At 59.1% G+C, this 23,432-nt stretch carries 21 protein-coding genes and 4 pseudogenes; 9 read left to right on the top strand and 16 right to left on the bottom strand.

The window, feature by feature from the left end; translation table 11 throughout:
• Positions 1 to 52: 52 nt before the first annotated feature.
• Together A3AY_RS0126870 and A3AY_RS0126865 are read right to left on the bottom strand one after the other, a co-directional pair.
• The gene (locus A3AY_RS0126870) at positions 53 to 490 is read right to left on the bottom strand and encodes a hypothetical protein (protein WP_018328775.1); all 438 of its coding nucleotides are present in this window, start codon (positions 488 to 490) and stop codon (positions 53 to 55) included.
• Entirely contained in the window at positions 490 to 1,032 is a 543-nt protein-coding gene (locus A3AY_RS0126865) for a hypothetical protein (RefSeq protein ID WP_018328774.1), read from the bottom strand. The genes A3AY_RS0126870 and A3AY_RS0126865 overlap by 1 nt, the downstream gene beginning before the upstream one ends.
• A gap of 278 nt (positions 1,033 to 1,310) precedes the next feature.
• Between A3AY_RS0126865 and A3AY_RS39880 the strand changes: the two genes are divergently transcribed.
• From A3AY_RS39880 to A3AY_RS36255, 5 genes are all read left to right on the top strand, one after another.
• Positions 1,311 to 1,466 carry a hypothetical protein gene (locus tag A3AY_RS39880; protein ID WP_018328773.1) on the top strand — a complete coding sequence of 52 codons (156 nt, stop codon included), beginning with the start codon at positions 1,311 to 1,313 and terminating at the stop codon, positions 1,464 to 1,466.
• Between the two features lie 142 nt (positions 1,467 to 1,608).
• Positions 1,609 to 2,577 (top strand): SctD/MshK family protein, encoded by a 969-nt coding sequence (locus A3AY_RS0126855; RefSeq protein WP_018328772.1) that lies wholly within the window; start codon positions 1,609 to 1,611, stop codon positions 2,575 to 2,577.
• Positions 2,578 to 2,580: 3 nt separating this feature from the next.
• Positions 2,581 to 4,515, top strand: coding sequence for a flagellar biosynthesis protein FlhA (locus A3AY_RS0126850; RefSeq protein ID WP_018328771.1), 1,935 nt, complete (start codon positions 2,581 to 2,583; stop codon positions 4,513 to 4,515).
• A gap of 64 nt (positions 4,516 to 4,579) precedes the next feature.
• Complete coding sequence (locus A3AY_RS0126845; protein ID WP_018328770.1) at positions 4,580 to 7,759, top strand: hypothetical protein; 3,180 nt, start codon at positions 4,580 to 4,582, stop codon at positions 7,757 to 7,759.
• A 54-nt stretch (positions 7,760 to 7,813) separates the two neighbouring features.
• Positions 7,814 to 8,899, top strand: coding sequence for a pectate lyase (locus A3AY_RS36255; RefSeq protein ID WP_018328769.1), 1,086 nt, complete (start codon positions 7,814 to 7,816; stop codon positions 8,897 to 8,899).
• A 55-nt stretch (positions 8,900 to 8,954) separates the two neighbouring features.
• On the opposite strand, the gene A3AY_RS0126835 is transcribed toward A3AY_RS36255, so the two are convergent.
• Genes A3AY_RS0126835 through A3AY_RS0126785 form a run of 11 tightly spaced genes read right to left on the bottom strand, consistent with a single transcriptional unit; the run spans position 8,955 to position 16,577 of the window.
• Positions 8,955 to 9,761 carry an EscU/YscU/HrcU family type III secretion system export apparatus switch protein gene (locus A3AY_RS0126835; RefSeq protein ID WP_018328768.1) on the bottom strand — a complete coding sequence of 269 codons (807 nt, stop codon included), beginning with the start codon at positions 9,759 to 9,761 and terminating at the stop codon, positions 8,955 to 8,957.
• Positions 9,748 to 10,563 carry an EscT/YscT/HrcT family type III secretion system export apparatus protein gene (locus tag A3AY_RS0126830; protein WP_018328767.1) on the bottom strand — a complete coding sequence of 272 codons (816 nt, stop codon included), beginning with the start codon at positions 10,561 to 10,563 and terminating at the stop codon, positions 9,748 to 9,750. Before A3AY_RS0126830 ends, A3AY_RS0126835 begins: the two co-directional genes overlap by 14 nt.
• A gap of 6 nt (positions 10,564 to 10,569) precedes the next feature.
• On the bottom strand, positions 10,570 to 10,839 hold the full coding sequence (locus A3AY_RS0126825) for a flagellar biosynthetic protein FliQ (RefSeq protein ID WP_018328766.1): 270 nt from the start codon (positions 10,837 to 10,839) through the stop codon (positions 10,570 to 10,572).
• 3 nt (positions 10,840 to 10,842) lie between these two features.
• Positions 10,843 to 11,496 carry a type III secretion system export apparatus subunit SctR gene (gene sctR, locus A3AY_RS0126820; RefSeq protein WP_018328765.1) on the bottom strand — a complete coding sequence of 218 codons (654 nt, stop codon included), beginning with the start codon at positions 11,494 to 11,496 and terminating at the stop codon, positions 10,843 to 10,845.
• Positions 11,496 to 12,506, bottom strand: a complete 1,011-nt coding sequence (gene sctQ, locus A3AY_RS0126815) for a type III secretion system cytoplasmic ring protein SctQ (protein WP_018328764.1) — start codon at positions 12,504 to 12,506, stop codon at positions 11,496 to 11,498. The genes sctR and sctQ overlap by 1 nt, the downstream gene beginning before the upstream one ends.
• Entirely contained in the window at positions 12,503 to 13,822 is a 1,320-nt protein-coding gene (locus A3AY_RS0126810) for a FliI/YscN family ATPase (protein ID WP_018328763.1), read from the bottom strand. Before A3AY_RS0126810 ends, sctQ begins: the two co-directional genes overlap by 4 nt.
• Complete coding sequence (gene sctL / locus A3AY_RS0126805; RefSeq protein WP_018328762.1) at positions 13,815 to 14,381, bottom strand: type III secretion system stator protein SctL; 567 nt, start codon at positions 14,379 to 14,381, stop codon at positions 13,815 to 13,817. The genes A3AY_RS0126810 and sctL overlap by 8 nt, the downstream gene beginning before the upstream one ends.
• Positions 14,378 to 15,007: a hypothetical protein gene (locus A3AY_RS0126800; RefSeq protein ID WP_018328761.1), complete on the bottom strand. Its 630-nt coding sequence runs from the start codon at positions 15,005 to 15,007 to the stop codon at positions 14,378 to 14,380. Before A3AY_RS0126800 ends, sctL begins: the two co-directional genes overlap by 4 nt.
• The gene (gene sctJ, locus A3AY_RS0126795; RefSeq protein ID WP_026203862.1) at positions 15,007 to 15,816 is read right to left on the bottom strand and encodes a type III secretion system inner membrane ring lipoprotein SctJ; all 810 of its coding nucleotides are present in this window, start codon (positions 15,814 to 15,816) and stop codon (positions 15,007 to 15,009) included. The genes A3AY_RS0126800 and sctJ overlap by 1 nt, the downstream gene beginning before the upstream one ends.
• Positions 15,813 to 16,277, bottom strand: a complete 465-nt coding sequence (locus A3AY_RS0126790; protein ID WP_018328759.1) for a hypothetical protein — start codon at positions 16,275 to 16,277, stop codon at positions 15,813 to 15,815. The genes sctJ and A3AY_RS0126790 overlap by 4 nt, the downstream gene beginning before the upstream one ends.
• Before the next feature lie 57 nt (positions 16,278 to 16,334).
• The gene (locus A3AY_RS0126785; protein WP_018328758.1) at positions 16,335 to 16,577 is read right to left on the bottom strand and encodes a hypothetical protein; all 243 of its coding nucleotides are present in this window, start codon (positions 16,575 to 16,577) and stop codon (positions 16,335 to 16,337) included.
• Between the two features lie 559 nt (positions 16,578 to 17,136).
• Here A3AY_RS0126785 and A3AY_RS0126780 point away from each other — a divergent pair.
• Together A3AY_RS0126780 and A3AY_RS36250 are read left to right on the top strand one after the other, a co-directional pair.
• Positions 17,137 to 18,105 (top strand): AraC family transcriptional regulator, encoded by a 969-nt coding sequence (locus A3AY_RS0126780; RefSeq protein ID WP_018328757.1) that lies wholly within the window; start codon positions 17,137 to 17,139, stop codon positions 18,103 to 18,105.
• A 36-nt stretch (positions 18,106 to 18,141) separates the two neighbouring features.
• Positions 18,142 to 18,644 (top strand): annotated as a pseudogene (locus tag A3AY_RS36250) (SOS response-associated peptidase family protein); the annotation flags it as partial.
• A gap of 294 nt (positions 18,645 to 18,938) precedes the next feature.
• Here A3AY_RS36250 and A3AY_RS0126770 read toward each other — a convergent pair.
• A complete protein-coding gene (locus tag A3AY_RS0126770; RefSeq protein ID WP_018328755.1) occupies positions 18,939 to 19,265 on the bottom strand; it encodes a hypothetical protein in 327 nt (108 codons plus the stop codon).
• A gap of 311 nt (positions 19,266 to 19,576) precedes the next feature.
• Here A3AY_RS0126770 and A3AY_RS36245 point away from each other — a divergent pair.
• Both A3AY_RS36245 and A3AY_RS0126760 read left to right on the top strand, forming a co-directional pair.
• Positions 19,577 to 20,198: pseudogene (locus A3AY_RS36245) on the top strand (plasmid pRiA4b ORF-3 family protein).
• Between the two features lie 106 nt (positions 20,199 to 20,304).
• Positions 20,305 to 21,471 carry an IS110 family RNA-guided transposase gene (locus tag A3AY_RS0126760; RefSeq protein WP_018328754.1) on the top strand — a complete coding sequence of 389 codons (1,167 nt, stop codon included), beginning with the start codon at positions 20,305 to 20,307 and terminating at the stop codon, positions 21,469 to 21,471.
• A gap of 386 nt (positions 21,472 to 21,857) precedes the next feature.
• Here A3AY_RS0126760 and A3AY_RS41700 read toward each other — a convergent pair.
• A pseudogene (locus tag A3AY_RS41700) lies at positions 21,858 to 22,037 on the bottom strand (LysR family transcriptional regulator); the annotation flags it as partial.
• A pseudogene (gene istA, locus A3AY_RS36240) lies at positions 22,030 to 23,355 on the bottom strand (IS21 family transposase); the annotation flags it as partial. The pseudogenes A3AY_RS41700 and istA, both read right to left, overlap by 8 nt.
• Between the last annotated feature and the right edge of the window lie 77 nt (positions 23,356 to 23,432).

Raw genomic sequence — 23,432 nt, 5'->3', positions numbered from 1 at the left:
TCGCTCCGGATGAATCACGAATGGAACCGCCAAACGGTGCTAGTCGCGGTATCTATCGTTCCAGGTCTTCAACACTTTCGAATGTTCTTTCTTCCAATTCTTCCAAAACACACTCCGTACGTCGCACGATGCGGATCGCTGATGAATGTGCCTCTTCCATTTTCTCTACGCGCGTCGTCCCAGCTCGATGCTCTAGCGCCACCCTCTGTCGCCGTTCGTCAATTCCCGCCACCTCGGCACGAGCAAGAGCTGCTTCCTGGTGAGACGCGTGCAGTTGTTCCCCACTGATCAACATGCCCGGCTGCAACAGCCGTGTCGGTGATACCGCATCCGCACGGTCGGCCGCTGCTCCATGCTCGCGCTCGGCCATTTCGAGCTCCGCCGCTATCGCATCCTGCCGACGTCGCAGTGCGGCGAGTTGGCGAGACATGCCATCGACACGCATATTTCTGATCTGCAGGAGTTTTTTGAACGCAGTTACATTGTCCATCAGTTCGCTGTCGTTATCGTTTCCATCGTTCCACCCCTGATGATTTGTACCGTTTCCTCCGTCGAACGGCTCAACACTGTCTCCACCGCCGACACGAATGGGGCCGGACCCCGCACAATCACAATGTCGCTGGTTGCATCGTGGTGGATGGCGTCGCCGGGAAGGAATGGGAAAAGCGTATCGATGGCACTTTGCGCCGCGCTCCAGTTACGCTTCTTCTGCTCCAGCACCACGGTCGTTACTTCGCTCCTGGGTGCTACGATGACACGGCTACCGTCAAACGCGACGAAGAGGTTGCCGACACGGCCAAGGGCCGCGAATGCGGCCACGCCCCGCTCGTTCACCGACCAATTCTCCAATCTCCCGTCAAGCTTTCCGACAATGGTAACCGGAATTCCCGACATGAACGACAAGGTATCAACCACGTCCGCGACGGGTTGGGAGACGACATTGAGGCGCACCTCCTGCCCGTTGGCCGCTGCCTCGGCGCGGATTGGCGCGAGCAAGGTAAAAAAAGCAATCGACAGCGTTCGCAGCTTCATCCGAAGTCTCCATTCGTTTTCCGGCCGTCTTGTAACATCGCTTTTGGTGAATTCACAGGTCGTCTACTCCAGGATGTTCATGTATAGTTAATAGACAAACCGATAGAATGTCGTTAAAATTGCGTTAAACTATAGTGAACGATAAATATAATGTGATATCCAAAAAGCGAATTTTGTGTCCAAAATACGTATTAACTATAAATTAATAATACTATCTTGATTATTACTTTGGTTTGGATAAGGTCCCCTGCGTCATAACCACAAAGGAGACAAACGCAATGGCTACTTCTACGCTTGATGCTGGCATCAGCTCCGCAATCGCGAGCTTTAAGTCCGCGCAGAATGAAGCAACGGCACAGAGCTTGCAGGTTGCAACCGAGATCACCAAGATCAACGGTGTCGCCAACGCCATCAAGAAGATCGGCCCGGCTTAATATCTCTGGCGAAGCCGCCAAAGGCGGCTTCGCCTTTTCCGCCCATCGCTACAAACCCTCCACTCCGTTCCGGACGATTGCCTGAAAACGGCGCGCGTAACGGCGGGAAAACGGGTCTAACCGGAAGCAGCCGCTCAAGATCATGCGCAAGGGTCCACTTCAACCATCCATCGTTTCCGCCCCCACTACCGGGGGGCAGTTGGTACCCGATGGCCCAAAGCTGCGCATCACCCGCGGCGGACGGGCGTCTGTTCATACGCTGAGCGAGGGCACTTACACGATTGGCGGTGGTCCAGCCTGCGATCTCGTCATTCTGAACCTGGAACCGGAGCCTGCGCTTCTTCTCACGGTCACGGAAAATGCCGGACAACCAGCCGTCATGGCCGAGGCTCTGCGGGACGACGTACAGGCAGCCGGCCGGCCCCTGCGCCCTGGGGAGCCGACAGCCCTTGTTGCCGGAGGGGTCATTCGCTTTGCCGATGTCGAATGCGTCATTGAAGGCCTTGCCTCTCCCGTCGTTCGAGCATTTCGACCCAGCCGGAAGGTCGCCGCGGCGGGGCTATTGGCGCTTGCAGCAGCCATTCTGCTCCTTGGCATGCGTCCAGATAGCGATCGGTCCGGATCGACGGAAATGGGCAAAATCAGCGTACCCGCACCGCAACCCACGACCGACTTTATCGTCACCGAACTGAAGGAGGCGATACGACTGGCGCATCTTCAGATTGGCGTCGTCTCCGTCGAGAATGGGGCCGCGATCCATATCGGCGAAGGTTCCCTGCCGCTTGATCTTGCCAGCCGGACACGGTTGGAAGGTATTCTCAGCGCCGTTGGGCGCCGCAGCCCGGTGCCCGTCGTTGACGTGACGACGCTCTCATCCGGCCTTTCGGGTTTCGTCGCCGCAGCAAGCTATGCGCCTCTCAAATTCGTCGTCGGCAATGACGGCCGGCGCTACCGCGAAGGCGACACGGTGTCGGGTGACTGGCACATCAAGGAGATACAACCTGGCAAGATGGTGGTCGCCCGCGGCGACGAAACCGACACCATAAGCTTCAATCCGGAGCCCGGGATGAATTTGCGGCTGGCGCGCACCGCAGATGACGGCGGAGCGTAAGCCATGAACAGGTCATTGCCCTCGCTTGCAGCCCTTACCGGCAGGACAGACATCCTGTTTGCGGGATTTTTCGTCGTCATCGTCGCCATGATGGTGCTGCCGATGCCGACGGTGCTGATCGATGCGATGATCGCCTTCAATCTCGCATTCGCCTTCATCGTTTTGGTGACGACGATCTATCTGCGCAACGTGCTCGACATATCGACCTTTCCGGCCGTCATCCTGATTGGCACGATGTTCCGGCTCGCGCTGACGATCTCGACGACACGGCTCGTTCTGGCGGAGGGCGATGCCGGCGAGATCATTTCGGCATTCGGTTCCTTCGTCGTCTCCGGCAATGTCGTCGTCGGCCTCATCATGTTCCTGATCGTGGCCCTGGTCCAGTTCATCGTCGTGACCAAGGGGGCCGAAAGAATTGCCGAAGTGGGCGCACGCTTCACGCTTGATGCCATGCCCGGCAAGCAGCTTGCCATCGACAGCGACCTGCGCAGCGGCCATATCACTGCGGAAGCCGCCCAGAAACGGCGTTCGCAATTGGAGCGGGAAAGCCAGTTTTTCGGCGCGATGGATGGCGCAATGCGCTTCGTCAAAGGCGATGCCATCGCCGGTCTGGTGATTGTCGCGGTCAATCTGCTCGGCGGACTGGCGATCGGCATTTTCCAGCATGGATTGAGCTTTTCCGAATCTGCTCACCTCTATTCCCTGCTTTCCATCGGTGACGGCCTGGTCTCCCAGATCCCGTCGATGCTGATGGCCGTGGCCGCCGGTACGATTGTCACCCGCGTAAGCGCCGACGAAAGCAGCAGCCTCGGCGTGGAAATTGGCCGCCAGCTGGTCAAGGAGCCGCGGGCGCTCGGAATCGCCGCCGCCATTACGCTGGTGGCTGGGTTCATTCCGGGGTTCCCGGCCACTGTACTGTGGCCGATCGGTATTGCGCTTGCCGGTCTGGCGTTTGTCCTTGTTCGCAAAAGCAAAGCCCAATTCGCCGCATCGGGCGCCGACAGCAGCACGGAGCGCCGCCCCGATGCCGTAACGGCCGCGCGGCTCGATCGCACCAAATATGGCGATCCCATCGTCGCCACGCTCTCGGCTGCAACGGCAGCAGGGCTGGAAGCGGACAATCTCGGCGGTCATCTCGATACACGTATCCGGATCGCCGCCCGTGCAGTAGGGGTCGCCATCACGGTGCCGACATTCAACGTCGATCCCCGCATGGGAGATGACCTGATCCATATCCAGGTCGAAAACGTGCCGGCCGGTCTCATCCATTGCACGCCCGGCCGATCGGCGGACCTGATTGCGCAAGACATCATCCGGATCGTCCGCCGCCACGTCGGTTCAATCTTCAGCGTCGACGATGCAACGCAATGGCTTGCGAGCCTCGAGCCGAGACTCGGCAAACTTGCCGTCGATGTCCGGACCCAGATTTCGCCGATGCTGCTGGTCGCCGTCATCCGCCGCCTGCTTGATTCCGGCGTGACCCTATCGCAGCCGCGCGGTCTGCTGGAGACCATGCTTAAGGCCGAGCCGCACGAGCAGGATCCTGACAAGCTCGCCGAGAAGGCGCGATGGGCCCTGTCGCGGCAGATTGCCTTCGGCCTGCTCGACCAGCGCGGGCTGCTTCCGGTGCTTTCGCTTTCATCGGAATGGGAACGCTTCATCCGGTCCTACAGCGACACCTCGGACAATACGGAAAAGGTAGAGATCAGCGAAAAGCTGCGCCAGCTGGCCGAAGAGACGAGGGATGCCCTGGTGGATGCCAATGAACGCGGCTTCGACCCCGTGGTCGTCATGCCGGGTGAGCTGCGCCTTCTGACACAGGCATTGATGATCCGGCACAATTGCCGCGTCCCGGTTATCGCAATCGAAGAAATCGACCGCGACATCTCATCCGATGTCGTGGGCATGGTCGGAATGCAGCGGGAGGACGCTGCGTGACGAAACCACACAACGAGGCGCAAAGCTGAAAACAGGCGCCGCACACATTTAGGGGAACAGAAATATGGTGGAATCCGTCAGCACATCGTCCTATCCGGGCTTCCTGCAACAGGATATGTCGAAGACCTCGGAACTGCAGGACGAAGCGACGAAGCGCCTTATCGAGGAATACAAGAACGCCGATCGCACGTTCGAAAGTGTCGATGTTGCAAAGAACCCATCGAAATATACGGTTGAGCAGAAGCTGATCATGTTCCTCGACCTTCTACAGTCGAAGGCGAATTATGGCGGATATACCGAGGCGGTTGGCAAGCACTACGAATGGTTGGGCGCCGGCGCCGACAGGACAGCACAAGTGTTCCTGCGCACCCACGATGAGATCAAGGCCGACTTCGAGCGGGCAATTTCGTCGCTTGAGGCCGACACGGATATGCAGGCCCTTCTGAACAAGCGCATTTTCCAGGAAATCAAGGAAATGTTCGCCGAGGGCAAGAATCCCGAGCTCTACGCCGCCTTCAAGGAGAATTTCGAAACGAATGTCGTCAGCGGCAAAATGCTGACGGACAGTCTGGCGGCTGGAGAGCCGGTCAAGGACATTCTCGACGACTATTCCGCAGCACTCTATTTCTATTCCCAGGTCCTGTCCGACGCCGACTTCAAGAGCAAGGCGGTGGAGGCCAACGCGAACTATTCGGAATTCCTCCAAACGAACCTCCTGGGCACCACCTCGCCGATAGAGGCGATCGATGATCTCCTGGGCAGGACCACCACCGATAGAAGCGCACTCGACAAGTTCCCAGGCTTGGGCAGCGTGGTGCCGGTCATTGCCGACAGCGAACTCGGCACCACGGTCTTTGGCGACGGTCTCTACGACAAGAATCTGATGCAGGCGCTGTCAGGCCAGATGGAACTCTTCGAGCCCACAGTGAAGCTGCTCGCCAACCAGATGTACGGCGACGACAAGGTTGCTGCCGATGCCTTTGCTGCCAAGGTCATGGAGCTTCTGCCTAGCCTATGGGACAAGGTCGCCAGTGGCGAGATATCCGAGCGCGATTTCGCGGGGCATTTCGAGCGGCTGCTGCAGGGGGTTGAAATTCCGGCCGGCGTCAATGCAGGCGACTTCAAGACCAGCATCAAGGAAGCGGTCATCGCGCTCATTCAGGGCGGTGCGCTCGTCTCGCAGGCGCCGCCGACAGACGTCGCGCAACCCCTCGTGGTCCGGGATGCCAATGGCAATTTCGTCCGCCAGTCCGGCCTCAACACCTATAGCAAGGATGAGATCGAGGCCATGATCGCCGCCGCGACCGGGCTCGCCGGCCGGTCGCTTGCCAACGGACATTCCACCGCGGGCGAAAGCCGGTACGATTCCAATCCGGCCCACACGGCGGAGATCGACTGGAAACTCTTCGGCGCGGAAAACCACGGCTGGGATGGCGCGGTAAGCGACACCTTCGCCTTCAACGACGTCAAGACCGCGGCGGCGACGATCACCGACCTCGTCAAGGATCGCGCACCGGATCTGACCGTGACCGACCCGACACCGGTCAGGGGCAGCTATGGTTTCGACAGCGTCCTGCCGACCATGGCCGATAGCGGGCTCGCCACCACCGTCTTCGGCGACAATCTCTACGATGGCGGGCTGATGCAGTGGCTGTCGGGCAAGACCGAACTGTTCAGGCCCACGGTGGAAATGCTTGCCAACCAGGCGTTCGGAGACAACAAGGCTGCGGCCGATGCGTTCATCGCCAAGGTGATGGACATCCTGCCCGTGCTCTGGGACAAGATGGCCAAGGGTGAAATGTCCGCGCGCGATTTCGAGGGACATTTCGATCGGCTACTTCAGGGGCTCAAGACGCCCGACGGCGTGAGCGCCAAGGATTTCGAGGCTGCGATCAAGGATGCAGTCACTGCGCTGATCCAGGGCGGCGCGATGGTTGCGCAGACTCAACCGTCGGATGTCAACCAGCCTCTCGTCGTGCGCGACGCAAACGGCAAGTTCGTTCGCCAGTCCGGCCTCAACACCTACAGCGACAGTGAGATCTCGGCAATGATCGCGGCTGCCACGGGGCTTGCCGGCCGCTCGATCACCGATGCGCGTGTGCGCTATCCGGAGGGACGCGCCGGAACCGACGAGAGCTATATCGCAACCGTCGACAAGAAGATGTTCGCGACGGAAGGCAAGGGCTGGGATCAGGCCATGCTCGATGCGTTCTCGTTCGAGGACATCAAGACGGCCTCTACCACGCTCTCCGATTTTGTCGCTAACAATGCGGGGGATTATGAGGTAGCTCGCCCAAAGGTCGTCACCGGCCTGGATTCGATCTCCCGCGCGGAAAACCTGGCCGCCATGCTCGATCCGACGATTTCGGCCATGGCGCAGGAATTGTTCAAGAACAATTTGCCGGCGCAGCAGCAATTCCGGCTGAACATCATGTCCGTTGTCACGTCGGTCTGGGGCATGTTCAAGCCCGGCGGGGATTTCTCGACGCTCGGGAAACTGTTGCGCGAAAAGCTGGCCGTTGAGATCACGCCTCCACCGGGCGTTTCCAAGACCAAATACTATGACGCGCTGCTCGATGGCGCCAACGCGCTCGTCAATGGCGCCGTGGTCGCCTACCGCTCGACGACGGGGCGCAACGCCACGCCGGATGCGCTAGCCGCGACTGTCTTCTACGCGACCTCTTTCGTTGGAAAGGTTCTGAGCGGAACCGGCAATTTCCTTTCCTCCGTCGAAGACATCGGCAAGATGTTCAATAACGGCGCCTGGAGCGCAAAGGCCTCCACCATGTTTGCCGCCGATACGCTCAAACTGGCGGCGAGTGCGATCAGTGGTGCGATCGGGCTCGGCTGGATCGGGCTCGACATATTCTGGACCATCGATGCCAAAAGAAATGGCGCTGATGCGCTCGAGGTCTCGATGCTGTCCGTGGCGACGGTCGCTGACGCTGTCGTCGGCGTCGGCTCGGTGATCTCCGCCGCATCCAAGGCGCTTCAATACGGCCTGCCGGAGCTCGCCGGAGCGCTTTCCTTCACTAGGACGTTCAGCACGGTTACGGGCATAGCCGGCCTGATCTCAAATGCGGTCTGGCTGGGCATAACCATGTATGCCGACATCAAGGAATCGAGGGAATTCGACAAGCTGACGAACCGGATGAGCGACGAGACGGAGCGTCTTCTGGACGATCCGATCCTGTTCAACGGTCCGCGTCCTCCGCCGAACCCGCCGGAATGGTCTCCATGGTGAGCCATCCGAGTTTCCAAAGTGTTGCAGCCAGTGGCTTGATTGGAGCGTAGCGAGATGTATGGCATAGACGCACACAAACCTATCTATTTCGACAGGAACATCAATTCCGGATTCGAATCCGGTTGCCATGGTGGCGCTTGGAACAACAAACAAACGTCTCCGGACAGCGTGCGTTCCGAAGCGCTGGACTTTCTCAAGGGCACGACCCGCAAGACGTCGCCCTTCGACGGAAGCACCGCGTCGACACCACTGGTGGAATACTTTACCTCGCTTGCAGACAGAAGCGCGAGCAGCCAGACTATCGACCCCGAAATCGCGTCGGCGCTGAAGAAGCTGATTAACTGGCTCTTCGGCGACAAGAAGGACAGCGCCGGGCCAAGCAGCAATTTCGAGCCGGTGACGTTGACGTCCCATCCGGACAAAACAGTGCCGGAAACCGAAAAGACCGTGAACGACAGCGGCACAGGGCTTCCTCTCCAGTCAGAAACGGTCAAGATCAAGCCGGGGGTAGACGACACAACCGGCGAAACTGTCACGTCCACGACCGAAACCACTGATGTATCCGAGCAAAGTAATGTCATTGTCGTCGACACCCCCATCGTCATCGACGGCGGCGTGTTCGACGGCAAGGGAGCGACCTATACGGCCTCGTCCAAACTGGGCGACGGCGGTCAGTCGGAAACCCAGAGCCCGATCTTCATCCTGAAGAACGGCGCGACGCTGAAGAACGTCAACCTCGGCGAAAACGGGGCCGATGGCGTTCATGTCTATGGCGGGGCGACACTCGAAAACGTCAACTGGCTGAATGTCGGCGAAGACGCCCTGACGGTGAAGAGCGAGGGCGACGTTACGATCCTCGGCGGCTCGGCCAAGGGTGCCTCTGACAAGGTCTTCCAGATCAACGCCGACACCAACTTCGTGCTGAAGGACTTCAAGGCCGACGGATTTACGACCCTTGTTCGCACCAACGGCGGAAAGCAGATCGACGCCGATGTCACCATAGACGGCGGCTCCTTCTCCAACGGCACGAATGTCTTCAGGACCGACAGCTCGCTCGCCAGTGTCACCTTCCTGTCGGATATTTCGCTCAATAACGTCAAGAACTGGGTTCGCGAGGGAGACAGGCAATCGGGCGTGTGAATAGCCCGAGCCAAACTTCGCAGGACGATGATCGCTGAGCCGACAATGACAGGCCTTATTTTCCCGGCGGTTCCTTGCGTGGCGGGGTGTTGCGCATTTCCGCGCCAACCCGGCGGCGCGCCGATTTCAAGTGCGGATCGCCTTGCGTATCCTTGTGCTCCCGCCGGGCTTCCGTCTTTGTCATGCGATGCTCGCGCTGAAACAATGCGCGCGAAAGACGAAGATCGAAGAACGCCGCGACCAGCATGATGGCGGCGGCGATCACGGCGATGGTGCCGATGAGGTGATCGGCAACGGACAGCGAGCATGCTTCACCGCAGAGCGGCGCCCAGAAAATCCCGTTCAGGAAATAGAGAATGGCGCCGCTGCCAGCGATGGAAAGAAGAGCGACCTTGACGATGCCCTTGATAAACTCCGCAAGGCTGCTCAGGGAAAAGAGTTTCTTGATCCCCTCTGCCGGATTGAGACGGCTGAAGTCGAAGCTCATGTGTTTCATCGACATCGGGAAACCCTGAGCATCGATGATGGTTGTCGCGATGATGACTGCAAGGCCGATCAACATCGGCATCCAGACGATGCCGAACAGCATTTCCCCCATTTCCTTCAAGGCCGTCCAATGAAGGCCCTGCCCGGGTGGTCTGTCTCCACTCAGCCCGGCCGCCAAAAAACCGGCATCGAATATCCGAGAAAAATCCCGCAGGACATCTGCGAAGACCCAGGCAAGATAGGCGGTGATCGCCAGCACCGACATGGCCACGGGAATTTCCTTGGAGCGGGCAACCTGCCCTTCCCGCCGCAACCGGTCGAGCTTGACCCGGCTTGGCGGCAGGCTTTTCTCTTCGGTGTCGTCATTTTTCGACATGGGCGACCTCGAAGAGAGATTTCACTTCGGCAAAGCCTCGCATCCAGATTTCGTTGAAATAGCTGCCGGCGAACATGGCGTAGAACACGAGCACGGCTGCCACCGCCAGGTTCTTGAACGTTGCCACGCTGTCGTTCAGCGGAAACTGCTTGGCCGAGCGGCCGACAAAGCCGAGCGACAACTCGATCGCGCCCATGACGATGACGAAAGGTGCTGCCAGCAAGGCGCCTATGCGGAAAAGCTGGGTGAAAAGATCCAGCACGATGCCAAGCGCATCGCTGCCAAAGGCGGGCTTCAACGTGAACAACGGCCATATCTCGAAGGACTTGTAGAAGATCGCAACGAGGTCGGTAACGCCTCCAGTTGCCACAAAGATGGCAAGCGCTATCGACATCAGCAGTGAACCGAGCGGCGTCGTTTCAAGCGCATTGACCTGATCGAAGAGATTGGCGGCATTGGCGCCGCGGTAAACGTCCGTCATGTCGCCCGCCGATTGCGCCGCCCAAAAGGGAATACCGAGCCCCAGGCCGATCATCCCGCCGAAAGCGAACTCCTTGACGAACAGGGCACCGAGTTCGAGGTAGGTCGTCTGGCCGCCCACGAGCACCGTATGAGCAAAGGCGACAGCCGGCGCGGACAGGCCGATGGCAAGACCGATGCGCAAGAGGCCGGTGATGCTGAACAGCGAGAACAGCGGAAAGATCGAAAGGATGCCGAGCGCCCTTGCCGCCCCGAGTGCGGCTGCTGCCGGGATCGCGGTGTGCAGGGTGACGACGGGGACCTGGGAAAGGCTCGCCTCCATCGGGACCTACCGCACCATGGTCGGAAAGTCGTTGAAGATGTGGATCGAGTGGTCCAGCAAGGGGGTTGCCAGGGCGCGGCCAAAAACAAGCAGCACGAAGGACAGGGTGACTATCTTGACGATTTGCGCGATCGTCTGTTCCTGGATCTGCGTTGCCGCCTGGAAAATGGCAATCACCAGCCCAAGAAGCGCCGCAAGGCCGAGCATGGGGCCGGCGAGAGCGAAGGTGGCGAGGATCGATGCGCCGATTTCCGCCGAGATCTGGTCCTGCCCCATCACTCAACTCGCATAGGAAAGCACAAGCCCTTCGAGCAGACGGCGCCAGCCATCGACAGCAACGAAGAGAAGAAGCTTGAAAGGTGTGGAAACGACCGTCGGCGACATCATCTGCATGCCGAGCGCCACGAGAATGGCCGATACCGCAAAATCGATCATCAGAAAGGGCAGATAGAGCAGAAAGCCGATCTCGAAGGCGCGGGTCAGTTCCGACACGAGAAAGCTCGGCGTCAGGATGGTGATGTCTTCGGGATTGGCCGGCAGCGTCGCTGTGTTGCCCCAGATGCGTTGCGAGGAGTCGACGAAGAATTCCCGAACTTCCTCATCGGAAAATTTCATCATGAAGGTTTTCAGCGGCCCAGCCACCTCCGCTATGCCGGCCGCCAGACCATTGACGGTATCGAAGCTTGCCGCCTTGCCAAGAAGGATTTGCCAACACTGCTGCAGGATCGGGTTCATGACAAAGGCCGACAGCACGATCGCGACGGCGAAAACAAGCAGATTCGGTGGTGTCTGCTGGATCCCGATGGCGTTGCGGACGATCAGCAGCACGACGGCGATCTTGGTGAACGAGGTCGCCACGACGGCAATGACGGGCAAGACCGAGATGGCAGCCATTGCCGCCAGGCCCTGGGTGAGAGGAAAGGCGCTTTCCATCAGTCGTGCAACGCCGTGACGCGAACGGCCGCCAGACCATCGAGCGTGACGATCTCGCCCCGGCCGATGATCCGCCCTTGGGCGACGATCTCCACGGCGTCCGGCTTCGACCGATCGAGGGTGAAGACATGGCCTTCGCCGATACCTTCCAGCTCCGACAGCGGAAGTTCGATCCGGCCGACATCGAAGACGATCTTGACCGGAATGTCGCCGATCGACGAAACCCGCGGGGGTCCCTGCAATTCCAGGTCGACAGTCTCGTTGCTCATGAAATGCCTCATTGGTCCCTTTGGCCGCATCAATAACGGTCCGCAAAGCGTTGCGCCCTCTTTCGACAGCGTGCAGGTGGCCAGAAAATGTTCGCCTGTGACGGCCATTGCGCTCTCTGCTGCGGCCGGATCGATCAGTATCCCGTCGCCAGGCGAAAGCTGTTCAAGTTCGCGCGCGGAAAGAACCGCATAGCCGCGCCGGATGGCGACGGAGGCCGTCAGCGAGGTGAGACGGCGGCGAGGCAGTCGATCGGCCCATCGCGTCAAACCCGCCAGTAACGCGCCGGAAAAATAGCCGCATACCGGCAGGGAAAGTCCTTGCCATACCAGTTCGAAGCCGAAATTGCCCGGCAAGCCCTGGCCGGGCGCAGTGCCGATTTCCGTCAAGGCAATCTGGCGGCCGGCCTGTGTCTCGACCGCGTCCAAGACATCAGCGAACAGATATTCCAGCACAGCGGCGCGCGCGGGTGGAGAAAGATGGTCCCATTGCGTGAGCGGCTCCAGCCGGTCAACGAGCAATTTGAGCGTGGTTGCCGGCGCCAGGAGTTCGACCGGCTCTCCCGCAACGGTCAGAGACACGCGCGCGGTATCGCCCATCCTTTCCGTCGCGATATCGGGCGCCAGCGGCCGGATCGCCAGCATGCTGTCGCCGAAAGGGATCTGCCAGGGTTCGCGCGCCGGCGGAACCGTATTCCCGGCAGGGTGACCGACTGCCGCAACGTGATCGAAGGCCGGTCTCATCGGGCAAGCTCCTGCAGCGCCGCAACGGTTTCTTCGAAGGATGAAGCTCCGGAGCGTCCGCTGAAAAGAAATCTCTCGATCTGCATCCGCTTGCGCACGGCTTCGTCGATCGCCGCGTCGCGGCCTTCCTGGTATTCGCCAACCCGGATGAGGAGTTCGACCTCCTTGTACAAGGACAGCATCGAACGCAGCCGATCGGATGCTCGCCGGTGCGTTTCCGTCACCACCGCGTTCATCGTCCGGCTTCTGCTGGCCAATATGTCGATCGCCGGAAATTGCCCTGCCTGGGCGATCCTGTCGGAAAGAACGATATGGCCGTCGAGAAGCGCGCGGGTTTCCTCGGCGATAGGGTCGTTCCGTTCCTCACCCTCGACAAGAACCGTATAGAAGGCTGTCATCGTGCCTTGCGCACTGTTGCCGGCTCGCTCGAAAATCTGGGGCAAGGCAGCAAACACCGAGGGTGGGAAACCGCGCCGCACCGGTGGCTCACCCGCCGCCAAACCGATCTCCCGCAGCGCCCGTGCCATACGCGTAACGCTGTCGATGACGAGGACGACGCGCTTGCCCCGATCGCGGAAATGCTCGGCGATTGCGGTTGCCGTCAGGACTGCCTTGAACCGTTCGAGTGCCGGGCGATCGGATGTTGCCGTAACCAGGACGGCGTTCGATCTCCGTCCGGCGGGCATGACAAGCTCTACGAATTCACTCACCTCGCGCCCACGCTCGCCGACGAGGGCACAGACGACGACGTCCGTCTCTGCATGTTTGACGATATCGGAAACAAGTGTCGACTTGCCCGCACCCGGTGGCCCGAAAATCCCGACACGCTGGCCTTCACCACAGGTCAGAAGTCCGTCTATCGCCGGAATGCCGACAGGGAAACGACGGGCGATCGGGCGCCGCGAGAGAGGAGCGGAGGGGAGCCCGTAGAGCGGTTGGCTGGAATCGGCTTCCCGGCTCGGCATTGGCTCAGCCTTGCGGATGATGTTGCCATGCGCGTCAATCACTGTCCCGATGAGGAAGTCTCCCACCGTGATTGCCGGCTCCCGCCCTGTCGGAATGACCTCCGTTCGTACCGATATACCGCGCGTCGTTCCATGCAGCGACAACAGCGCCGTATCCCCTTCGATGCCGACGACATCGGCAAAACCGACCCGGTCCACGCCCGGCTCGCGAAGTTCGCAGAGTTCGCCGATGCGTACGGCCGGAACGTTTGCACGTACCAGCAGACCGGAAACGCTGGTGACCCGGCCGCTCGTCTGCCGCGTGCGGGTTTGGTCGATTGCCCTTTCGAGTCTCGCCAACGCTTCAGCCACGGATTGTCGCCTCCACAAGGGCGGCAATCTGTTCCCGGAGGCCGATATGGGTGCGGCTCAATGGCGTCTCCATCACCATCTCCTGTGCGGACAGCAAGGGGTCCACGACGATATCGAAGGAGTGATGATTCAATCCTTCAACCGCATGGCGCACCAGAGGTTCGTCTTCCGGCGGCACATGAAGAGTGATTGTCTGTGTCGCCGCCGTATCGGCGACTGCCCGAGCGATGATCCGGCGGACACGTTCATCCGCGCCCATCGACCCGACAATGAGCGCAACGGCCTTCAGCACGACTGGTCCGATCCAGTTTTCAAGATCGCGCAACTCTGTTTCAGCCTTTCGGGTTGCCTCGGAAAGCTGCTCCGACGCTTTGCGCAAACCTTCCGCAAACCCGTCCTGATAGCCTTCCCGCATCGTCTTATGCCGCTCGTCTTCGGCCCTCGCGTGAAGTTCCGCCGCCGCCTTGCGGGTCGCAGCGACAATATCCGCCGTTTCGCTGATCTGCCCGAATTCGGCAGCCGGTATGATCCGCCGGGGGCGGAGGGATGCTGATGTCATAGCTCCGCTCCCTCGCTTGCTTCCACCAGAACGGTTGCGACGGCCGCTCCGATGGTGATCGCGGCGGAACGGTTCAACGATATCGAGCCGTCCTCCTGCTTGTCTTGCCAATCGCGAAGCCAAACCGGTGCCAGGCCACCTTCGGCTGCCCATAGACTGAGGATCGCCCAACCGTCCGCCTCGACGAGCTGCTGGACCGTCTTGTCCTCGAAACCGAGCAAGGCCGACGCCGGCGGAGAAAGATGGATGTGGCTGAGGGCGAACGTCAGAACGTTCCGGCCGAAAATCATGGCAAGCGCCGTTATACCTTCCTTGCTGAGCGCAGGACCGGCGGCCGAAATGTGATAGGTCAGACCGGTTGAAAGGGCGGCCTCACGCTGCATCTGCGGCGCAAGCGTCATCAAATGGCCGACTTCAACCGGCAAACGCGCGGGATCGCCCCCGGTGCCGGCACGCATATGGAAAAGACGCGACTGCAAGCGTGGCGTCGCGTCCATCCGGCGCAGAAGGTTCGTGTCAATCTCCGTCAGCCATCCCGTGCCATTTCCCGCTCCGGCAAGCGCGGCCCGGCGGATGGCCGCATCCGTGAGCGCGTCCTTGTCACTGTGCCGGATTGCCCGCGGCATCAGCTTTCCTTCCGCCGGGGAAGAAGAAGAATGAGACCGGCGGCGAGCGCCAACAAAATCGAACCTGCGATCGAAAGGTTGCGATCATTGAGCAACGACGGCGCGCCGCTCGCTTCAAGCGAAAGTGTTGTCTGCGCAGGCGCCGTGTCGCTTTCTCCCCCGGCTTTGGCGGGAGCACCTACCTCCGACCAGGGGCTGACGACCACCGATACGTCTTCGTAGGCAAGACCCCGAACGCTGTTGAAGAGCAAGGACCGGCTCTTCATCTCGATGTCGACCAGATTGGCATCCGGACGGTGTTGCAGCAGAGCCGAGGCGCGGGCCTTTTCCTTGATGAGACCTCGCCCGTTGTCTTCCGGAAGCACGACATGCACGCGGGCCGACGCTACCCCATTCAATGCCGAGAGTGTCTCCGCAAGTTGCTGCTCGACTGCGAAAGTCATTCTGGCCTTCTGCTCAAGCGGAGTGACAAGCAAGCCATCGCCGGGAAACAGTTCGGCTATCGTATTGCGTGGAAGACGCGGCAACCCAGCATCGGCAAGCAGCTCGATCGCCCGGGCATGGTCCTTTTCGTCAACGGCAATGCTAAAGGCCTCGCCCTTTTCGCCGGTGACCACGGCGCGGATGCCGGCGCGCTCCAATAGCACTTGCGCATCGCGCGCATCACGCTGATCAAGACCGGTCAGTACATCCTCGCTACAGGCGGACAGGAAGCCGACGCAAAGGAGAACAGCGAGCATCTCCGCCGCACGGCGCGGGGACGACGACGATAGCGAAAACAGGGAGCTCTGCATGATCAATTTACTCATTGGCCCTGCGTCAACCGTTTGGACGACGACATCACCGATTGCGTAAGAGACGACACAAGTGTCGTGCCGGTGGCGAACTGCTGCGATTTTTCCAGCCTGTCGATCGCGTCGCTCAGGTTTTCAGTCTTGTCTGAGAAATCCGTGGGCTGATCCGGCTTCTGAACGAACCGGACCAGCGCGGTCTCCGGGGCAGCGCCGCCGGGCCGCAGGACGGATGTGATCCGATCGAGGAAGCTCGGCGCTTTCGCTTCCGGCTGCGGATGGAAGACCGGCGCGTGCTCGGTACCTGGGGCGATCTTGCGCAATTGCACCTGAGGCAAGGCCGCCTGCTCGATTTGCACGGCATCGCCGATAGTTCCGATCCGAACAGAAACAAGTTCGCTGGTTTGCAACGGCGTTCCGGACCCGACGGCGTCTGTCGGCGGAAGAAAGGTCCGGCTGGGAAGCCCATCACCACTCATCGGCAACTCCTTGTTTATTCGATACTGTCCAACTGCGTCGGTGAAGGTGCGCCTTGATTACTCCTGATCGCCCTCGTCGATGGCTTCCTTGGCAAAATTGAAGAGCGTGTTGTTGAGCATCAGCGTGTTGGACACCATGCTCGGCAAAAATGCCTCGACAGCCGCCGTCAGCACCTCTTCCTCGCTGTTGGGATCAACCTTCTTCGTTGTCTCCGTGGTATCCGGCGATGGTGTCGTTGAGGTATCCGTGCCGGTAGCCGGCGATGTGATCGGATTTGAGGTTACAGCTTCAACCGCCATGCGGGTTCTCCATCGGGACGATATTTTCGATGCGGATACAGGTAATATTGCTGGTGATTTATGTTGTCAATTCGTTAATCATACTAAATAATTAACGAACGCTATGACACATCGACCAAGATTGGAACATCTCTCAATTACGTTTGTGTCAAATTTGGAAAAGTGTTTTATTAATTACATAATAGCACTGGCCAGTGATCCCAAAAGCGAAAAATTTATCCGTAAAGCGACGCAATATTTTCTTTGGAATCCTGTTAAATAACCTCATATTCGCGCGAATCTATTGCTTAGAACGCTTTGTTCAGCCGAATTTCCTCCCGATTCCAGGCTTTTCCGCCCTTCCAACCGCCAAAGATGAACCGTTTTTCGGTTTGAGGTACGTGCCCATGGGGCCGTACCTTTTACGCTGCGTTTACCCGGGCACACATAAGCAAATGCGTATCAATGAATTCTATCACCGCTGGCCGGGCTCATCCGGTGTGCAAGTCGAAAACTGCTGATCGTCCTTTTCGCGAAAGCGGGTCGCATCCGGCATATGAGGCAGGGCATGAAATCACGATTGAAACCGGCGGCGCCGGAAGAAAGTTTCCGGTTTTTCGGAACAGATCCAGATGAGTTGTCTCGGGCGCTTTCGACGGCCGCATCACCGATAAAGGTTGAATCTGCGGCAAACCAGGCCATGTCGTTTGACTGCGAATTCGTCTCCGCCGGTCCGGTTTCTTTTGGCTTTTGCACCTACGAAGGTGATTTTCGCTGCAAGCTTGAGGCAGACAGCGGCAAGTTCGTGCTCTTCTTTCCCTTGCGAGGCAATGCGAGTTTTAAGCGCGGCAACGAAACCTTCGAGTCGAAGCCCGGCCGTGGCTTCATTTCCAATGGGCCGGCCCTCGGCACCGTCCGCTTCGCCGGACCGCGCCAACATCTGGTGATGATCGTGGAAGAGAACGAAATGATCAACCGGCTGCATAGAATGCTGGAGATGCCTGTGCGCGGACCGCTCGACTTCCATCCCGACATCGATCTAACCTCGGGACCAGGGCTGATATTGAAGGATCTTGCCGAAGCGACCTTTAGCGGGTTGGCGCAAGACGCTGCCCTACGCCAATCGCCTTTGGCACTGTCGAACCTCACCGGCGCCATGACCGACCTCATCCTGGAAACCGTGCCGCACCACTTTTCCGGCGAGCTCGCTCGTGCGGCGCCGTCGCCGGCACCACGCCACGTCAAGCGCGCCATTGATTTCATGCACGCAAACATCTCTCGCCCCATCAGTCTCGGTGACATCGCGGACGCGTGCCAGGTCAGTGTGCGGTCGCTTCAGAAGGGTTTCAAAGATTTCAAGATGACGACACCGATGACCTATCTCCAGCATCTCCGGCTGGAAGCGGCTCACAAGGAGCTTCAGCAAGCTTCGCCGGCTTTGTCCGTCGCGGCGATCGCCCTAAAATGGGGATTCGGCCATATGGGACGGTTCGCAGTCGACTATAAACTTCGCTTCGGCCAGTCTCCTTCGCAAACCTTACGGCGATGACGCGTCCGGCACTGTAACTTATCGGGTTCTGTCGCAAAGGAGGCCGACCGCGGTACGACCAACGTGCGCAAGCTCAATTTTCCGCACTGGAAGCGATGGTTCGGTGTCGAAAATAGTACCTCGTCCCGGTCACCAGCTTCGCGGAACCGGATCCGGCCAGCCAGGAAGAGGGTGGCAATGTGCCCAATGCATGGTTTGCCCGCGACAAGGAAAAGTCGCTGATGTTTTTCGCTGGCATCCATGTACCGCAATGGCTGAGTGTCCGAAAGGTCAAGGACGGCCTGACCAGCGACGATCTCTATGGGTTTTTGACCACGGATCCCAACAGCCTGGTGAAGCCGATCCATGAGAAGGCCATGCCGGTCCTGCTGCTGACGAAGGAAGAGACCGACACTTGGATGCGGGCGCCTTGGGAGGAGGCCAAGGAGCTGGCCCGCCCGTTACCGGACGACGCGCTAATTATTTCGTCGCGCGAAGTCTATGGCTCCTCGATCGTCTCGAAATCCGGAGAGCCGGTGGCACAGGGCAGTCTGCTTTAACACCTGACCTCAGAGCTTGATTGTATCGGAAAACGAAAAAGCCTGCCGCGGGAGGAGGTGCGGCAGGCTTTTCGAAAGAATTGAACAACGGCTGGGAGGAGGAGTGCCGCTGTTCCGTCAGGCGCCCCTTGGGAGGAGGAATGGGTCGCCTGAAACACGAAGCTTTGCGGGAGGAGGTGCATCGCTTCGATGATCTGAAAATACCAGAGGCTGCTACGACCGCCAGCGCTCAGATTGCAATACAGCCATGCGCTTGTTGCAATGCAACATAATCCTCTGCTTATTTTTCGGCCACTATTTTCGAGACGCAGCTTTCTCGGATGCTGGCTCGAAACCGAGAACGAATTCGATCACCTTGGCGGAGGACATTTCGCACGGTTTCAGTATCGACCCCGGTTCAGCCAATCGATAGAGGTTGAAACTGACGATATCTGTTGCGCTAAGCTCCTCGCCATAGAGCCAGATCCGTTTGCTATCCTCCGACCGCTTGACGGTCACGCCCCATGGCCGGCCACCAAAATATCCGTCGACATAGCCGTCCGGCAATTTCGCAAGCGCGTCTTCGAAGGTCGCCAGAAGAGGTGGCGGTGTTTTGGAGCCGGCGGTCATGGTGCCAGGCATTCGTCGCAAATCCCGCAGCCATCGTCATCCATGCTCGATGCCGGACGTAACCTTCGACAACACGGACAGGTCATTGCATCCGACGCACACATCTCTTCGCGGTCCGGCGGAAGAATCTCAATGTGGAATTCCGACAGGGTATCGGCCGCGCTTCGATCCATGACGACGCTCCAGTTCGGGGTTACACAAGAGATAGTAAGCCTCGAAGGCTGCACAAGCTGTCAGATCGCCGTCAGGACGATCCAATTCGAATACAATGACAACCCAGCGGCCTTCTTGACGATGGTCGCCCAACCTTGTTCATTCGTGCAATGTTCAAAGCCGCAAACGCTGTGCAGATCAGAGTTTCCATCGACGAGATCGAGCCGGAGGTCTGGCGTCGGTTGGTCCTGCCCGTCCATTGGAACCTGGAGCATTTGCATCTCGGAATTCAGGCCGCATTCAACTGGTGGAACTATCATCTATATGAATTCCGCATCGGTGGGCTGCGGTATGGGGATGTCGAGACGCTGACGGAGGATGCGACCGACGACGATCCTCGAGTATTCGATCAGAGAGAAGTTCGCTTGCTGGACTTCGAGCAAGGTGCCGTCTTCATCTACCACTATGATTTCGGGGATGGCTGGCGGCACACCCTCGCGGTTGAGGAGTTCTTGACGCTCGCTTCTCCGCCCAAACAAGGAAGCTGCATCGCCGGCGAAAGGGCGCGACCGCCCGAGGATGTTGGTGGCGTCCGGTTATGAGCGGTTCCTGGAGATCATCGCCGATCGGGAAGATCCAGAATATGCTGAAACCATTCGTTGGTGCGGTGGCTACTTTGATCAGGAATGGTTCGACCTTTCGATCGCGGACAAAGATCTCTCCAATGCTCTACGCTCGAACGTCAAACGGCGTCTGTATCAACCGAAACCGAAAGCCGTCCCGAAGAAATGAGTTGGGCGAGGATTCCAGGTGGAACGTCTTGAGATCCCATCAGGGGTGAGTAGCGGCCTGCACCGTGGCAGAGTGAGGTCGCTAGAAAACTCTCTGGAGGCCAATCATGCCGATAACAGCAGATCAAACTCAAGCGCAGACCGCTACCCCCATCGATCTTGGCGCAATTTTCGTCTCGTTGGAATTGAGCAAATCGACATGGCTCGTGACAGCTTTATCGCCAGGAAGCGAAAAGATGTCTCGCCATACTGTCACTGGTGGCGACACCGCCGGCTTATTCTCGTGTTTTGCCGCACTTCGCCAGAAAGCACAGCGACGCAAAGAGAGGCTTTACCCACTGGTGGTGATCCAAGAGGCTGGACTCGACGGCTTCTGGTTAGGCCGAGTGCTCAGCAAGGAAGCCTGGATCGAGAGCCATATTGTCGAGGCCGCATCCATTGCCATGCCGCGCCGGCATCGCCGGGCGAAGACCGATCGCATCGATGGCGAAACCTTGATCCGCGCTCTGATGGCATGGAAACGTGGCGAGCCGCGTGCCTGTTCGATGGTCAAGCTTCTCACGCCCGAGGAGGAGGACAACCGACGGATCGGGCGGGAGCGGAAAACCCTGATTGCGGAACGCGTCTTCCACGTCAACCGCATAAAGGGACTGCTCTTCACGCAGGGAATACGAGATTACGAGCCTGTAAATCGAGATCGTCGCCAGCGTCTGGACGAGCTTCGAACTGGAGATGGCCGTCCACTCTCAAAGCATTTGAAAGCGGAAGTCTCCAGAGAGCTTGATCGCCTCGAATTATTGCTCACGCATATCAAGGCCGTCGAAGCAGAGCGAGATGCTTTGATCGTCCACGAGACGCCGGAGGCGCCGAAAGAAGCGGCCGCGCTTTTGAGCATCAGAGGAATTGGTCCGGAGTTCGCAACGATACTCTACACGGAAGGCCTATTCCGACACTTCGACAATCGGCGGCAAGTTGCCTCTTACGCGGGCCTCGCCCCCTCCCCTTGGCAAAGCGGCAACGTCAATCGCGAACAAGGTGTCTCGAAGGCGGGAAACCCGCGACTACGAGCGACAATGGTCGAACTCGCCTGGCTATGGTTGCGGCATCAACCGAAATCGGCGTTAACTTTATGGTTCAAGGAACGCATTGCACGCAATGCAGGCCGCCTTAAAACGCCGATGATAGTAGCGCTGGCCCGTAAGTTGCTGGTTGCACTCTGGAAGTACGTGAACTCCGGCGTCGTAATTGAAGGGGCAATCATGAAAACCGCCTGAAACACAAACTGCTGCGAAACACAGTTTCTAATCCTCAGGGCCTGATCAGTCCTGACGGATCCAGGTGAACGGACCGGGGATCCTTTTGGCTTTAAACGCCGACCTTGAGTTTGGCCCCGTTCTCCTGAGCCCGTGCCCGTCGAACGCGGGATAATGGTGCAGCCGCCACGAGCGGCGACCGGATGTGAGGTTGTATAGGCCCGAGGACGGGCCGGTAATGACTGGGCTCAGACCGTGGATCCGCCTACGAAGGAGAAATTCGATGCCACTCGAATGAACATTTGACAAAAATCCTGATGTGAGGGATCCGAACCGACAACCCTATAGGGGCCCCTTATTTCAAACGCACCTCCAGCTAACATCGCCCGGCGATAGAGGAATGACCTGTCGTCGGTCGAGCCGCTCTGGACCTGCAGCTGGATGTCGGGATACTTGCGGGCGATCTTCGACAGGAATGCCGGCAGCACGCCGATGGTGGCCGGGTAGATGGTGCCGATCCTGATCTTCCGCGCCGTCTTGCCGGCAGCCGAGCGGGTCACCTCGGCACTGACGTCGATATCGCTCATGCGCCAGTGCCAGCAGTTCGGCGGTGATCTTGCAAGCCTGCCGCTCGGGCAGTTGCTCGATGAGAGTGTCGAAAGTCCTTCGATATTCCGGCCGGGGAAAGAGTTTGTCTCGATAAACGAGCCCTAAAAGTGCCATCGGCTTTTTGCGCAGGGAATGAATGACGTGGTGATAGTTGACGACCTGATCGTGCTTGCCATTCGCATGGGCACGGCCTCGGGGCAAAGTCAGCAGATGCGTGCCTCCGATGAAGACGTCGAGACGATCATCGAACAGACGTACCCGTAGCCGATGGCCGATCAAACGGGAAGGTACGGTGTAGAAGACCTTGCGCAAGACGAAGCCGCCGGTGCTCGATACGGCAACGATAATTTCTTCGAAGTCGCTGGTGCGATGATCGGGGAGAGCCTGTAGATGCCGGCGCTCGGCGTCGATACGCTTGCCATGCGCGGCATTACGGCGGCTGACGATCTCATCGATGAAGGCGCGGTAAGAAACGAGATCGCCAAAATCCCTGGTTCCGCGCATCAGCAGAGCATCGCGGATCGCATTCTTGGGATGGCCGTGGGAACTTTCGATCGAGCCGTTCTCGTGCGCGACGCCCTTGTTGTTGCGCGTCGGCGTCATGCGATAATGGGCGCACAGTTCCTCGTAGCGATGTGTCAGATCGACCTTGGCATCGGCATCAAGGTTGCGGAAGGCGGCCGACAAGCTGTCGCTGCGGTGATAGAGCGGCGAACCACTGAGCAACCACAGCGCGTTCTGCAGGCCCTCGGCCAGAGCGACGAAGCTTTCGCCGCCAAGGATGACATGGGCGTGCTCGAAGCCCGACCAGACCAGCCGGAAGTGATAAAGCAGATGGTCGAGCGGTTGGCCGGCAATCGTCACGCCGAGACTGCCCATGTCGGTAAAATCCGACAGTCCCAACCGACCGGGTTCGTGCGTCTGACGAAAGATCACCTCCTGCTCCTGACCGTGAACAGCCCGCCATGATCGGATACGGCGCTCAAGCGTGCGGCGAATACCTTCGGACAGCTCCGGATGACGCCGCAGCATCTCGTTGTAAACGGCGACCGCACGGATGCCAGGAGCGGCCTTGAGGAGCGGAACAACCTCGGTGTCAAAGATATGCTCAAGAGGATCGGGGCGACGCCGGTCGCGCGGCGGCCTGTTCTGCGATGGAAGACGCACTTCCTTCTCGATGCGGTAAGCTGTCGCCCGGCTGATCGACGCCTTGGCGGCGGAGACCTCGATGGAATTGTTTTGTCGGTACTTCATAAAAAGCCTCGTCTGATGATCGGTTACATGGCGACCCGGCACAAAGGTGATTCTCCATTCTCAGAAAATCACCCACGCTAACGGGCTAACCGCGATCATCAGACGCCGAAAAATTGCGC

The sequence above is a fragment of the Rhizobium giardinii bv. giardinii H152 genome, assembly GCF_000379605.1.
In the GTDB taxonomy this organism is placed as follows: domain Bacteria; phylum Pseudomonadota; class Alphaproteobacteria; order Rhizobiales; family Rhizobiaceae; genus Pararhizobium; species Pararhizobium giardinii.
This window is presented reverse-complemented; position numbering and strand designations above follow the sequence as displayed.